Below are 13837 nucleotides of genomic sequence, written 5' to 3'. Positions count from 1 at the left end.
CCCCATCGCTTGCAGGCAAGCTCCCACAGTGATCCGGGGTGGGTTGGGCCTGGCCATCGTTCGTTCGATCATGAGCCTGCATCAGGGTGTGGCCGAAGTAAAAAGCCTGCCTGGCGCGATGACTGTGTTCCGCCTGGGCTTTCCTGCGGCGACGCTAACGGCCCCATCGCTTGCAGGCAAGCTCCCACAGTGATCCGGGGTGGGTTGGGCCTGGCCATCGTTCGTTCGATCATGAGCCTGCATCAGGGTGTGGCCGAGGTGAAGAGCTTGCCAGGTGCAATGACCGTGTTCCGTCTGGGATTTCCTGCGGAGACGCCAACGGCCCCATCGCTTGCAGGCAAGCTCCCACAGTGATCTCTGGTGTATTCAGGTTTTGTGGGCACCTCAATATTTTGTGGGAGCAAGGTTGAGCACTTGATTTGTGAACACCATAGAAACCTGTGGGAGCTGGTGTATTCAGGTTTTGTGGGCACCTCAAAGTCTTGTGGAAGCAAGATTGAACACCTGATTTGTGAACACCACACAAACCTGTGGGAGCTGGCCTGCCAGCGATGGCGGTGGATCGGGCAGCAAAAAAAAACGGCACCTTACGGTGCCGCTTGCATTTCCCGACTCAGCTTTTACTTACGCGCATCCGCCCACGACTTGAGCAGTTCGTTGTAGCTCACGGTCTCGCCCTGCGGCTTCTCGTTCGCCAGTTTCGGTTTCGGCGCGCCCGGTTGATCAAACCAGTATTGCGCGTCGCGTTCCGGGTTCATTTTCGGTGCGCAAACAGCCTGAGCCTTGGAGCGTTCGAGGCGCGTCATGATCGCGTCCTGATCCTTGGCCAGACCATCCAGTGCCTGTTGCGGCGTTTTCTCGCCGCTCGCCGCTTCAGCAATGTGGCTCCACCACAGTTGTGCCAGACGCGGGTAGTCCGGCACGTTGGTCCCGGTCGGGGTCCATTGCACGCGGGCCGGGCTGCGGTAGAACTCGACCAGACCACCGAGCTTCGGCGCCAGATCGGTCATTGCCTGCGAGTTGATGTCCGACTCGCGGATCGGCGTCAGGCCGACGATGGTTTTTTTCAGCGATACGGTTTTCGAGGTCACGAATTGCGCGTACAGCCACGCCGCGAGTTTCTGTTTCTCAGGCGTGGATTTCATGAACGTCCACGAGCCCACGTCCTGATAACCGAGCTTCATGCCCTCTTCCCAGTACGGCCCACGCGGCGACGGCGCCATCCGCCATTTCGGCGTGCCATCGGCGTTCATTACCGGCAGACCGGGCTTGGTCATGTCGGCGGTGAACGCGGTGTACCAGAAGATCTGCTGGGCGATGTTGCCCTGCGACGGCACCGGGCCGGATTCGGAGAAGGTCATGCCCGCCGCTTCCGGTGGAGCGTAGGCCTTGAGCCAATCGACGTATTTCTGCGTAGCAAACACCGCCGCCGGGCCGTTGGTATCGCCGCCGCGGGTCACGCTGGAACCGACCGGATGGCAATCCTCGACACGAATCCCCCACTCGTCCACCGGCAAGCCGTTCGGCAGGCCTTTGTCGCCGCCACCCGCCATGGAGAACCAGGCATCGGTGAAGCGCCAGCCCAGCGACGGGTCTTTCTTGCCGTAGTCCATGTGCCCGTAAACGCGCTTGCCGTCGATTTCCTTGACGTCTTCGCTGAAGAATTTGGCGATGTCTTCATAGGCCGACCAGTTCACCGGCACGCCCAATTCATAGCCGTACTTTTCCTTGAACTTGGCTTTCAGATCCGCACGCTCGAACCAATCGGCGCGGAACCAGTAAAGATTGGCGAACTGCTGGTCGGGCAGCTGATAAATCTTGCCGTCCGGCGCGGTGGTGAACGAGATGCCAATGAAGTCCTTGATGTCGAGGGTCGGCGAGGTGAAGTTCTTGCCTTCGTTGGCCATCAGGTCGGTGATCGATTCGGTCTTGCCGTAACGGAAGTGCGTGCCGATCAGGTCCGAGTCGTTGACCCAGCCGTCATAAATATTTTTGTCCGACTGCATCACCGTCTGCATTTTTTCCACCACGTCGCCTTCCTGCAGCAAGTCGTGGGTGAGCTTGATCCCGGTGATTTCGGTGAAGGCCTTGGCCAGCACCTTGGACTCGTATTCGTGAGTGGTCAGGGTTTCCGAAACGACCTTGATTTCCATCCCGCGAAACGGCTCGGCGGCCTTGATAAACCACTTCAGTTCTTCGAGCTGCTGTTCAGCCGTCAGGGTCGATGGCTTGAATTCACTGCCGATCCATTTTTTTGCGGCATCTTCGTAGGCATCGGCCCAGGCAGACGCGCTCAAACCGCTGAGTGCGAGCATGGCTGCCAAAGAAATGCTATGTCGCAGCTTATTGTTGTTATCGAACATAGAGACCTCCTGTTTAAGATTTCGGAGCAGTTTTGCCGAGCGATTCGACTAGCCCCAACGCATCACAGCCAACAGCCACACCAGGGAAATCGCGGACGCGACCCAGATGCTCCAGTCGGTGGCGCCGATTACCAGCAAATGCAGGTAGGCGCTGCCGAGAAGACCGATAAACAAACGATCACCACGGGTGGTGGCAATCGGTAGAAAACCTCGTCGCAGGATGCTCGGCGAACGCAGCTCCCAAGTGGTCATGCCCACCAGCAGCAGGCCGATGACGATGAAGAAAATCGCGGTGGGTGTGGTCCAGCTCATCCATTCCATCATCAGTTCCTCAGACCCGACCGAGGGCAAAGCCCTTGGCCACGTGGTTGCGAACAAACCAGATCACCAGCATGCCCGGCAGAATGGTCAACACCCCCGCCGCTGCCAGCACGCCCCAGTCGATACCGGAAGCCGAGACCGTGCGGGTCATTACGGCGGCAATCGGCTTGGCGTTTACCGAGGTCAACGTGCGCGCAAGCAGCAGTTCGACCCAGGAAAACATGAAGCAGAAAAACGCCGTGACACCGATACCGGAACCGATCAGCGGGATGAAAATCTTCACGAAGAATTTGGGAAAGCTGTAGCCATCGATGTAGGCGGTTTCGTCGATCTCCTTGGGCACGCCGGACATGAAACCCTCCAGAATCCACACCGCCAGCGGCACGTTGAACAGGCAATGCGCCAGCGCCACCGCAATGTGCGTATCGAACAGACCAATCGACGAATACAACTGGAAGAACGGCAGCAAAAATACTGCTGGTGGCGCCATGCGGTTGGTCAGCAGCCAGAAGAACAGGTGTTTGTCACCGAGAAAGCGGTAACGCGAGAACGCATACGCCGCTGGCAGCGCCACGCTCAGGGAAATCACCGTGTTCAGGCTGACGTACCACAGCGAGTTGATGTAACCGTTGTACCAACTCGGATCGGTGAAGATCACCTTGTAGTTCGCCAGCGTGAAGTCCTGTGGAAAAAGCGTCAGGCCACCGAGGATTTCGGTGTTGCTCTTGAAGGACATGTTCAGCAGCCAGTAGATCGGCACCAGCAGGAACAGGATGTAGATCAGCAACGGGATAAGCTTTCTTTTGCTCATGGCCGGGCCTCAGCGGTTGGCGTCGGAGTGAGTCATGGCGGTGTAGAACAGCCAGGACACCAACAGGATGATCAGGAAGTACACCAGCGAAAACGCCGCTGCCGGACCGAGGTCGAATTGGCCTACAGCCATCTGAGTCAACGTCTGACTGAGGAAGGTCGTGGCGTTGCCAGGCCCGCCACCGGTGAGCACAAACGGCTCGGTGTAAATCATGAAACTGTCCATGAAGCGCAGCATCACCGCGATCAGCAGCACGCTTTTCAGCTTGGGCAATTGAATGTGGCGGAACACCGCCCACGCCGAGGCCCGGTCAATCCGCGCCGCCTGGTAATACACGTCAGGAATGGCGCGCAACCCGGAGAAACACAGCAGCGCCACCAGCGAAGTCCAGTGCCAGACGTCCATCACCAGCACCGTGACCCAGGCGTCCATGGTATTGGCCGCATAGTTGTAGCTGATGCCCATCGCATTGAGGCTCGACCCGAGCAAACCGATGTCGGCGCGGCCAAAAATCTGCCAGATCGTGCCGACCACGTTCCACGGGATCAGCAACGGAATCGCCAGAATGATCAGCACCACCGACGACCAGCGGCCCTTGGTCGGCATGGTCAGGGCGACGGCAATGCCCAGCGGAATCTCGATCAACAACACGCAGGCCGAGTAGATGAACTGGCGCAGCAACGAGTCATGCAGACGCGGATCGAGCAGTACTTGCTTGTACCAGTCGGCGCCGACGAAGTAGCGGCTGGACTGGTCAAAGATGTCCTGCACCGAGTAATTGACCACGGTCATCATCGGGATCACCGCACTGAACGCCACCAGCAGAAACACCGGCAACACCAGCCACCAGGCCTTGTTGTTCTGCACCTTGTTCATGGCTGCACCTCTTCGCTGGCTTCGAGCAGAAACTCATCGGCGTAGACCATCAGCCATTGCGCCGGAAAACTGATGTACGCCGTGCCCTGCGGCACCGGTTTATCTTCGGCGAGCCGCACTTTCAACGGCGCGCCGTCGAGGTCGAGGGTCATGATCTTGTAGGTGCCGAGGTCTTCGACGTGTACGACACGTGCCTGCATCGCGTCATCAAACGGCTCGTCCCAGACATGAATGAACTCCGGACGGATGCCGACCTTCAGATTTTTCCACTGACCGTGTTCGATATGGCGCTGCAAGGCGTCGGACAACGGCAGATGCGTCGAAGCGAAACCGACGCCACCGGGTTGCAACTGCACCTCAATCAGATTCATCCCCGGGCTGCCGATGAAATATCCGACAAAGGTGTGGCTCGGTCGCTCGAACAATTCCCGTGGCGTGCCGAACTGCACGATCTGCCCGCCGTACATCACCGCGATCTTGTCGGCGAAGGTCGAGGCTTCCAGTTGATCGTGGGTGACGTAGACCATGGTGATGTTGAACTGCTCGTGGATCTGTTTGAGCTTGCGCCGCAGCTTCCATTTGAGGTGCGGGTCGATCACCGTCAGCGGCTCGTCGAAGAGGATTGCCGAGACGTCGTCGCGCACCAGGCCACGGCCCATCGAGACTTTCTGTTTTTCGTCGGCGGTGAGGTTGCGCGCCTTCTTGCTCAGCAGGTTTTGCAGGTCGAGGACTTCGGCGATTTCCTGAACCTTGCTGTGCACTTTCGCCTCGGCCATGCCCTGATTGCGCAGGGGAAATGCGAGGTTATCGAACACGGTCATGGTGTCGTAGACCACCGGAAACTGGAAAACCTGGGCGATGTTGCGCTTCTCCGGCGTCAGGTCGTTGACCGCTTTGCCGTCGAATAACACATGGCCCTGCGAGGGGCTGAGCAGCCCGGAAATGATGTTGAGCAAGGTCGATTTGCCGCAACCCGAAGGCCCGAGCAAGGCGTAAGCACCGCCCTGTTCCCAAATGTGATCCATCTCGCGGATCGCATAATCATCAGGCCCGCTCGGGGTTTTGCTGTAGCTGTGGGCGAGGTGCTGCAAGCGGATTTCGGCCATCAGGCAACCCTCGCGACACGCCGGCCCGGTGCTTGCACCAGTCGGCCCTGCGCATCGAAAACGAATAGTTTGTGGGTCGGGATGTAGATGCGGATCGGCGCATCGACGTCGTACTCGTGAACCCCGGGCAAGTGCAGCACCAGCAGAAAATGCTCGTTGCGCACATGCAGGAAGGTTTCCGAACCGCTGATCTCGGCCACCTCGACCGTCACCGCCAGTTCCAGATCGTCATCGTTGCTCGGCACCAGCGAGATATGGCTGGGACGCACTCCGAAACGGAACTCGCCCTCGCCCACCGGACGCAGATCGACGTTCAACGGAAAGTGCACAAAATTGGCGAAGCTGACTTCGTTGCCGGCGATGCGTCCGGGCATCAGGTTGATCGGCGGCTCGGAGAACAATTCCGCCGCCAGTACGCTTTGTGGCTGGTGGTAAACCGAAGTCGAAACGCCGCTCTGGATCACCCGGCCTTCGTGAAGGATGGTTGTGGTGCCGCCCAGCGCCAGCGCTTCGTTGGGTTCGGTGGTGGCATAAATAGCGATGGTGTGGCGCGCCTTGAACAGTTCGCGCATTTCCTGGCGCAGCTCTTCGCGCAGCTTGTAGTCGAGGTTGACCAGCGGCTCGTCGAACAGAATCAGTTCGGCATCCTTGACCAGCGCCCGGGCCATGGCGGTGCGTTGTTGTTGACCACCGGACAGCTCCAGCGGATGACGCTGCAGGAACTTCTCGATGCGCAGCATCTTCGCGGTCTCCAGCACTTTGCTGTGGATGATGTCTTTCGACACACCCGCCTGACGCAGCGGCGAGGCGATGTTCTCGAACACGGTCATGGTCGGGTAATTGATGAACTGCTGATAGACCATCGACACGTTGCGCAGACGCACCGGGCGCTGGGTGACATCGACGCCGTTCATCAGAATGCGGCCGGTGTCGGGCTTGTCCAGACCGGCCATTAAACGCATAAGGCTGGTCTTGCCGGACAGCGTGCGGCCGAGCAAAACGTTGAAAGATCCGGCTTCGAATTTCAGGCTCGCATCGTCGATCCAGGTCTGGCCCTCGACGGTACGGCTGACGTGCTCCAGGGTGAGTGACATGGCTCGGCCTTTTTATTATTGGAGTCAAGCGACCTGTGCACTGGAGCGACATTCGTGCCAGAAATGGCAAGTGGTTGATTTGTGTTGAAAATCGCCGAAACGGCGGGTAACAGGCGTTCATTGCTGAACACATTTGAACAGTTCAACGATTGACAATGAACAATAGTGAACAACACTCTATGAACGCTTTTACCCGGTTCCCCTGTAGGAGTGAGCCTGCTCGCGATAGCGGTGTGTCAGTCCATGCAATTCTTTCTGATAGACCGCTATCGCGAGCAGGCTCACTCCTACAGTTGAGCGGCGCTGTTCTCGAAGTTTGTACCCATAACAACAATAAAAATCGCTGCATCAGAGGCCCACTGCCATGGCCGCACCTGCCCCGCCGCTTTCCCATGACGCCCTCGTGCAGAGTTCCTGGTCACGTTGTCGGGCGTTTGGCCTCAACCATCAAAGCGCTCCGGCGTTCGATCAGTTGCCGGCCTCGGGCATCGCGCACCTTCTCGACAGTCATCATTCGCTGGTGCAGACCACGCATCAGGAAGTGCTGCCCTATTACGAAAACATCCTCAGCAACTCCAACTGCCTGATCATGCTCGCCGACAATCAAGGCCAGGTGCTGACCTCATGGGGCACCCAGCGCTTTATCGAGCCGAATCTGGCCCGGGGGTTCAGCGCCGGCGCGAGCTGGATGGAGCGCTCCAGCGGCACCAATGCCATCGGCACCGCGCTGGCCTGCGAGCAAGCTGTGCACATCGAGCACGATGAACACTTCCTCAAGGCCAACCGTTTCATGACTGGCTCTGCCGCGCCGATCTTCGACGCCGAGCGCAAAGTGATCGCGGTGCTTGATGTGTCCAGCGACAGCTATCTGCCGCCATCGCACACGCTGGGCATGGTCAAGATGATGAGCCAGACCGTTGAAAACCGGCTGATCCTCAATCTGTTTCATGGCCAGCATTTTCAACTGACGTTCAACACCGGGTTGAGCAACCTCGACAGCCAATGGGCCGGGTTGTTGATCTTCGATGAGAGCGGTCAGGTGCTGTCAGCCAATCGCCGCGCTGACAATCTGCTCGGTGTGCGGTTGTCGCGGGTCAGTGTTGAGAGCCTGTTTCAGGTGTCGCTGCTGGAACTGCTCAATCAGCCCGACGGCTTGCCGTTTGCCTTGCAGACTTCTGGGCGCAACCGTTTTCAATGCGTGTTGAAGCGGCCTAAACAGGCACCGATTCAGCCCAGAGTGTTTATCGACGAAACCCAAGTCGTTGAGCCTCCAAAGGTTGCACCTTCGAGCGCCATCAGCCTGAACACCCTGCACTTCGGTGACAGTCGCGTGGAAAAAGCCGTGCGTCAGGCCGAACGCCTATTGGAGAAAGACATTCCGCTGCTGATCCACGGCGAAACCGGGGTCGGCAAGGAAGTCTTTGTCAAAGCGCTGCATCAGGCCAGTTCGCGCAGCAAACAGGCATTCATCGCCGTCAATTGCGCAGCGATCCCCGCCGAACTGGTTGAATCAGAACTGTTCGGCTACGAGAAAGGCGCGTTTACCGGCGCCAACCAGAAAGGCAGCATCGGCCTGATCCGCAAGGCAGACAAAGGCACGCTGTTCCTCGACGAAATCGGCGACATGCCGCTGCCGACCCAGGCCCGGTTGTTGCGGGTATTGCAGGAGCGTTGCGTACAACCGGTGGGCAGCAGCGAGTTGTTTGCGGTGGATCTGCGGATTATCTCCGCTACCAACCGTTCTTTAAGGGAGCAGGTACAACTGGGGCGGTTTCGTGAGGATCTGTATTACCGCATTGGCGGGTTGACCCTGGAGTTGCCGCCGCTACGTGAGCGAACGGATAAAGAAGCGCTGTTCAAACGGCTGTGGGAACAACATCGCGAGCCTGCACAGTGGGCCGGGCTGAGTCGCGAGGTGCTGGAATTGTTCGACCGCCATCCATGGCCGGGGAATTTGCGGCAAGTCAGCAGCGTGATGCAGGTGGCGCTGGCGATGGCCGAGGAACAACCGGTACGCCCGGAGCATCTGCCGGATGATTTTTTTGTCGATCTGGAGATGGAGCCGGTTGAGACGGCTGAGCTTTTGGCGGTTGATCTGAATGATGGTGAGGCGTTAAGCCGAGAGTTGCAGTTGGCCGGGGGGAATATTTCGCATCTGGCGCGGCGGTTGGGGGTTAGTCGTAACACCCTTTACAAGCGCTTGCGCCAATCGGAAAGCTGACTGCTGCGCAGTCAATTCGCGAGCAGGCTCGCTCCCACAGTGACCCATGTCGAACACAAGATATGTGAACACCACAAAACCTGTGGGAGCGGGCTTGCCCGCGATGGCGTCAGCCCTGTCACTAAAATATTTTTGCCAGCTCAACATTGACCGAACCGACTAGAATGTGACGAAATGTTTCAAGTTTTCGCCGCACTCCATTTGCCTCACAACTCCCGCCTCCTCATTCTCACGGTATAAGCGCTTTGACCAACATCTGTTCGACCGGCCTTGATATCGGTTTTGCCTCTCTGGATTACCTGCAAATCGGCATCCTTGGCATCATTCAAGGCATTACCGAGTTGCTCCCGGTTTCTTCAACCGCGCATATGCGCATCGTCCCCGCCCTGCTTGGCTGGCCAGATCCCGGCTCGGCGTTTTCTGCGGCGATGCAGTTGGCCGCTCTGGCGGCGGTGGTCAGTTATTTCTGGCGCGACGTCAGGCAGGTTGTCACCGGCAGTGTCGATGCGGTGCGCCAACGTGACTTCAACAATCAGTGGTTCATATTGGCGGTGGCGATCGTGTTGGCGACCATCCCCATTGGTATCGCCGGTTTGGCTTTATCTTCAACGCTCAACGCCTGCAACTCGCCATTGCGCGGCCTGATGGTGATCGGGATTTCCTGCGTGGTGATGGCGGTTTTACTGGCCGCTGCCGAGTTGAGTTGCCGCCATCGCCGCACCGTCGGTGAAATGCGTCTGCGTGATGCACTGATTGTCGGCATTGCGCAGATCGGCGCGCTGATCCCCGGGGTTTCGCGCTCCGGCTCAACGCTGACGGCAGCGCTGTTCCTCAACTTCAAACGTGAAGAAGCGGCGCGATTCTCTTTCCTGCTGGGGTTGCCGGCTATCGCATTGGCCGGTTTGAAAGAGCTGTGGGTGTTGTTCCATGCGCAACTGCCGGCGCAGGCGTGGGCGCATCTGGTTTTCGGTCTGGTGATCGCCAGCATCTCGGCGTTCTTCGCCATCTGGGGCCTGATGCGGTTTCTGGAGAAGTTCTCCACCTGGCCGTTTGTCATCTACCGCGCCGTGCTGGGGATTTTCCTGATTGTGGCGGTCAGTACCGGGCTGTTGAGCTAAACCCGATAAACAAAAACCCGCCTTGTGCGGGTTTTGTTTTTAATGCGAACCGGCATTTGTGCAATTCACCCAGCCCTTATGACGGGTAGACCGGCTCAACACTTGCGCTTGAGGCGACCCCCAATGTGCGCAGCCCGAACAGCACAACAACCACCATCACCAGCCCTGCAAATATCCCCACCGCAAACCCTGCTCGAGCGCCGTATGCATCGATGATCAGGCCAGCAAGCATGCCGCCGAGCGCTACGCCAATGCTGATGCCGGTGGTCATCCACGTCAGTCCTTCGGTGATTCTCGACGGTGGCAGAATGATCGTACCGAGATTCATCACCACGACCATCGTTGGCGCAAATGACATGCCTGCGATAAACAGCAGTCCGGAAAGGATGTAAACGTCCGGTGAAAAAATCGGCAATACGCCTGTCACTGCCGTCACCAATATGCCGATAAAGAACTGCTTTTCTATTGGTAACGAAACCCGGAGTGCGCCGAATGTCAGACCCGCGACCATGGAGCCGAACGCATAGGCTGCGAGGATAAAACTGGCGGACGCCGGCCAGCCTTCTGCGCTGGCGAAGGCAACCACGGCGACATCGATTGATCCGCCAATCACGCCCATCGCCAGCAGCGCGAATACGATGGTGCGAACACCGGGGATCAGCAATGTGGAAGATGTGCTGGTTTTGTTGCCAACGTGTACTTTCGGCTCTGTCTGGCGTTGCAGAAGAAACGCCGTCACCCCGACCGCCAGCAATGCGACGGCCACCAGAGGCCCGGCCTCGGCGAAGAAACTGACGCTCAAACCGATGGCCAGTGGCGGACCGACAATGTAAGCGAGTTCGGTCAAAACGGTGTCCAGAGAGAACGCCGTGTGTAATTGCGGCTTGCCACGGAAAAGCTGTGTCCAGCGCGCTCTGATCATCGAGGGCATGCTCGGCATTGTCCCCGCCAATGCAGCAAGAACGAAAAGCAATGCGGCGGGAGCCTCCAGGTAGACGGCAATAATCAGCGCCAGCAACATGACGATGCTGAAAGCGGTCACGACAGGCAGCACTCGACTCTGGCCGCGCTGATCGACGAGTTTCGATATGTGCGGGCCGAGCAACGCATTGGCCAGGGTAAACGTACCGGCGACTGCGCCGGCCAGCCAATAAACACCGGTTTTCTGCACCAGCATGGTAATGATGCCAATGCCGATCATTGCCTGCGGCAGTCGGGCAATAGAGCTCGCGAGTGCTAACCCCGTGGCGCCAGGTGTGGTTAGAAGCTCGCGATAGTGATTGGCCATGAATTTTCCATTTGGTATTTGGCGCTGATGAGCGTCCTGCTGCGTGCGACATCAAGACGTATGCGAACACCGAATGCAAGCCCTCACCCTGACCCTCTCCTTCCAGGAGAGGGTCAGGGTGAGGGGCTTTTCCGTTTCCAAACAAAAACCCGCACAAGGCGGGTTTTGTTTTAAACGAGCAGAGCTATCAGTCAGCCAGACGCCAGGTCGTACCGCCCTTGCCATCTTCCAGCACTACGCCCATCGCGGTGAGCTGGTCGCGGATGCGGTCGGATTCGGCCCAGTCCTTGCCGGCCCGAGCCGCCAGACGCGCAGCGATCAGCGCGTCAACTTCGGCTGCATCGACACGCCCTTCGGCGCCGGCTTGCAGGAAGTCATCGGCTTCGAGCTGCAACACACCGAGCACACTCGCCAGTTCTTTCAGACGCGCCGCCAGACCGGCCGCCGCATCGAGATAGCTCTCGCGCAGACGGTTGATCTCACGGACCATCTCGAACAGCACCGCGCAGGCTTCCGGCGTGCCGAAGTCGTCGTTCATCACCGTGGTGAAACGCTCGACGAAGGCTTCGCCGCCAGCCGGTGCAACGCTCGGCAGGCCTTTCAACGCGTGGTAGAAACGCTCGAGCGCGCCTTTGGCGTCCTTGAGGTTATCTTCCGAGTAGTTGATCGCGCTGCGGTAATGGCTCGACACCAGCAGGTAACGCACGACTTCCGGGTGGTACTTTTCCAGCACGTCACGAATGGTGAAGAAGTTGTTCAAGGACTTGGACATCTTCTCGCCATTGATGCGAATCATGCCGCAATGCATCCACGCGTTGGCGTAGGTCTTGCCAGTGGCCGCTTCGCTCTGGGCGATTTCGTTTTCGTGGTGCGGGAACTCGAGGTCACTGCCGCCGCCATGAATGTCGAAAGTCTCGCCGAGGCAGCAGGTGGACATCACCGAGCACTCGATGTGCCAGCCCGGACGCCCGGCGCCCCATGGCGATTCCCAGCTTGGCTCGCCCGGCTTGGTGGCTTTCCACAGCACGAAGTCGAGCGGGTCCTGCTTGGCTTCGTCGACTTCGATCCGCGCACCGATGCGCAGGTCTTCGATCTTCTTGCGCGACAGCTTGCCGTAACCCATGAACTTGGCGACGCGGTAGTACACGTCGCCATTGCCCGGGGCGTAAGCGTAACCCTTGTCGATCAGCGTCTGGATCATGCTCAGCATGCCCGGAATGTGATCGGTGGCACGCGGTTCCATGTCCGGCTTCTTGATGTTCAGGCGCGCTTCATCTTCGTGCATCGCGGTGATCATGCGCTCGGTCAGCGCGTCGTACGGCTCGCCGTTTTCGCGGGCACGATTGATGATCTTGTCTTCGATGTCGGTGATGTTGCGCACGTAGGTCAGGTTGTAACCGCTGAACCGCAACCAGCGGGTCACCAGGTCGAACGCGACCATGCTGCGGCCGTGGCCAATGTGGCAGTAGTCGTACACGGTCATCCCGCAGACGTACATGCGCACATTGTTGCCATCAAGCGGCTTGAAGACTTCTTTGCTCTTGGTGAGCGTGTTGTAGATCGTAAGCACGTTGGTTTCCTTGACGCTAAATCACTGGCCCCACGAATCACGCAGGGTCACGGTACGGTTGAATACCGGCTGACCTGGCTTCGAGTCCTTGATATCCGCAACGAAGTAGCCTTCGCGCTCGAACTGGAAACGGTCTTCCGGCTGTGCATTGCCAAGCGATGGCTCAGCACGACAACCGGTCAGCACTTGCAGTGAGTCAGGGTTGATGTTGTCGAGGAAACTCGCGCTGTCTTCAGCCTTCTCAGGGTTGGCCGAACGGAACAGACGATCGTACAGACGCACTTCGCACTCGATGCTGGCAGCGGCCGGCACCCAGTGGACCACGCCTTTGACCTTGCGGCCTTCAGGGTTCTTGCCGAGGGTCTCCGGGTCATACGAGCAACGCAGTTCGACGATGTTGCCATCGGCGTCCTTGATCGCTTCGTCGGCACGGATCACGTAGCTGCCGCGCAGACGCACTTCACCGGCCGGCTCCAGGCGCTTGTAGCCTTTTGGCGGCTCTTCCATGAAGTCGTCACGGTCGATGTAGATTTCCCGGGCGAATGGCAGTGCGCGCACGCCCAGCTCTTCTTTCTGCGGATGACGCGGAAGCTCAAGGTTCTCGACCTGGTCTTCCGGGTAGTTGGTGATCACCACCTTCAACGGACGCAGCACGCACATGGCGCGCGGAGCGTTCTGGTCCAGATCCTGACGGATGCTGAACTCGAGCATGCCGAAATCGACGACGCCGTCAGAACGATTGGTGCCGATCATGTCGCAGAAATTGCGGATCGACGCAGGCGTGTAGCCACGGCGACGGAAGCCCGACAGCGTAGACATCCGCGGATCGTCCCAACCGAATACGTGTTTTTCGTCAACCAGTTGCTTGAGCTTGCGCTTGCTGGTGATGGTGTAGTTGAGGTTCAGACGGCTGAACTCGTACTGACGCGGATGCGCCGGCACTGGCAGTGCGTCGAGGAACCACTCGTACAGCGGACGATGGCTTTCGAACTCCAGGGTGCAGTTCGAGTGTGTTATGCCTTAGTTGGGATCTGAATTAACTTGTTTTTAGTCGTTTTTCGGTTTGATT

10 protein-coding genes and 3 pseudogenes are annotated in these 13837 nt (G+C 58.4%); 4 read left to right on the top strand and 9 right to left on the bottom strand.

Translation table 11 applies throughout. The annotated features are described in order from the left end of the window. Both ACIOZM_RS25805 and ACIOZM_RS25800 read left to right on the top strand, forming a co-directional pair. Positions 1 to 193, top strand: a pseudogene (locus tag ACIOZM_RS25805) (hypothetical protein); the annotation flags it as partial. Positions 194 to 201: 8 nt separating this feature from the next. Continuing rightward, positions 202 to 354: pseudogene (locus ACIOZM_RS25800) on the top strand (two-component sensor histidine kinase); the annotation flags it as partial. A 266-nt stretch (positions 355 to 620) separates the two neighbouring features. Here the strand turns inward: ACIOZM_RS25800 and ACIOZM_RS25795 are convergent. The 6 genes from ACIOZM_RS25795 to ACIOZM_RS25770 are packed head-to-tail and all read right to left on the bottom strand — an operon-like array spanning position 621 to position 6571. Continuing rightward, entirely contained in the window at positions 621 to 2363 is a 1743-nt protein-coding gene (locus tag ACIOZM_RS25795; RefSeq protein WP_401219002.1) for a carbohydrate ABC transporter substrate-binding protein, read from the bottom strand. 48 nt (positions 2364 to 2411) lie between these two features. Next, complete coding sequence (locus ACIOZM_RS25790) at positions 2412 to 2684, bottom strand: DUF2160 domain-containing protein (RefSeq protein WP_401218999.1); 273 nt, start codon at positions 2682 to 2684, stop codon at positions 2412 to 2414. A 10-nt stretch (positions 2685 to 2694) separates the two neighbouring features. Beyond that, the gene (locus tag ACIOZM_RS25785) at positions 2695 to 3495 is read right to left on the bottom strand and encodes a carbohydrate ABC transporter permease (RefSeq protein ID WP_401218996.1); all 801 of its coding nucleotides are present in this window, start codon (positions 3493 to 3495) and stop codon (positions 2695 to 2697) included. A gap of 9 nt (positions 3496 to 3504) precedes the next feature. Then, the gene (locus tag ACIOZM_RS25780) at positions 3505 to 4371 is read right to left on the bottom strand and encodes a carbohydrate ABC transporter permease (RefSeq protein WP_007912484.1); all 867 of its coding nucleotides are present in this window, start codon (positions 4369 to 4371) and stop codon (positions 3505 to 3507) included. Further along, positions 4368 to 5477, bottom strand: a complete 1110-nt coding sequence (locus ACIOZM_RS25775; RefSeq protein WP_401218993.1) for an ABC transporter ATP-binding protein — start codon at positions 5475 to 5477, stop codon at positions 4368 to 4370. The genes ACIOZM_RS25780 and ACIOZM_RS25775 overlap by 4 nt, the downstream gene beginning before the upstream one ends. After that, positions 5477 to 6571: an ABC transporter ATP-binding protein gene (locus tag ACIOZM_RS25770; protein WP_401218991.1), complete on the bottom strand. Its 1095-nt coding sequence runs from the start codon at positions 6569 to 6571 to the stop codon at positions 5477 to 5479. The genes ACIOZM_RS25775 and ACIOZM_RS25770 overlap by 1 nt, the downstream gene beginning before the upstream one ends. Before the next feature lie 364 nt (positions 6572 to 6935). Here ACIOZM_RS25770 and ACIOZM_RS25765 point away from each other — a divergent pair, with 364 nt between their 5' ends. Next, a complete protein-coding gene (locus ACIOZM_RS25765; protein WP_401218988.1) occupies positions 6936 to 8792 on the top strand; it encodes a sigma-54-dependent Fis family transcriptional regulator in 1857 nt (618 codons plus the stop codon). 245 nt (positions 8793 to 9037) lie between these two features. Beyond that, positions 9038 to 9910, top strand: coding sequence for an undecaprenyl-diphosphate phosphatase (locus ACIOZM_RS25760; protein ID WP_401218985.1), 873 nt, complete (start codon positions 9038 to 9040; stop codon positions 9908 to 9910). 76 nt (positions 9911 to 9986) lie between these two features. Here ACIOZM_RS25760 and ACIOZM_RS25755 read toward each other — a convergent pair whose 3' ends face one another. The 3 genes and pseudogenes from ACIOZM_RS25755 to ACIOZM_RS25745 form a co-directional block, all read right to left on the bottom strand. Beyond that, positions 9987 to 11198 (bottom strand): MFS transporter, encoded by a 1212-nt coding sequence (locus tag ACIOZM_RS25755; RefSeq protein WP_401218982.1) that lies wholly within the window; start codon positions 11196 to 11198, stop codon positions 9987 to 9989. Between the two features lie 187 nt (positions 11199 to 11385). Further along, positions 11386 to 12768, bottom strand: a complete 1383-nt coding sequence (gene cysS, locus ACIOZM_RS25750; RefSeq protein ID WP_401218979.1) for a cysteine--tRNA ligase — start codon at positions 12766 to 12768, stop codon at positions 11386 to 11388. A gap of 21 nt (positions 12769 to 12789) precedes the next feature. Then, a pseudogene (locus ACIOZM_RS25745) lies at positions 12790 to 13803 on the bottom strand (glutamate--tRNA ligase family protein); the annotation flags it as partial. Positions 13804 to 13837: the final 34 nt, after the last annotated feature.

It is taken from the genome of Pseudomonas sp. NPDC087346 (genome assembly GCF_044744235.1).
Taxonomy (GTDB): Bacteria; Pseudomonadota; Gammaproteobacteria; order Pseudomonadales; family Pseudomonadaceae; genus Aquipseudomonas.
The sequence above is the reverse complement of the archived record's forward strand: the minus strand, read 5'-3'. Positions and strand labels throughout refer to the sequence as shown.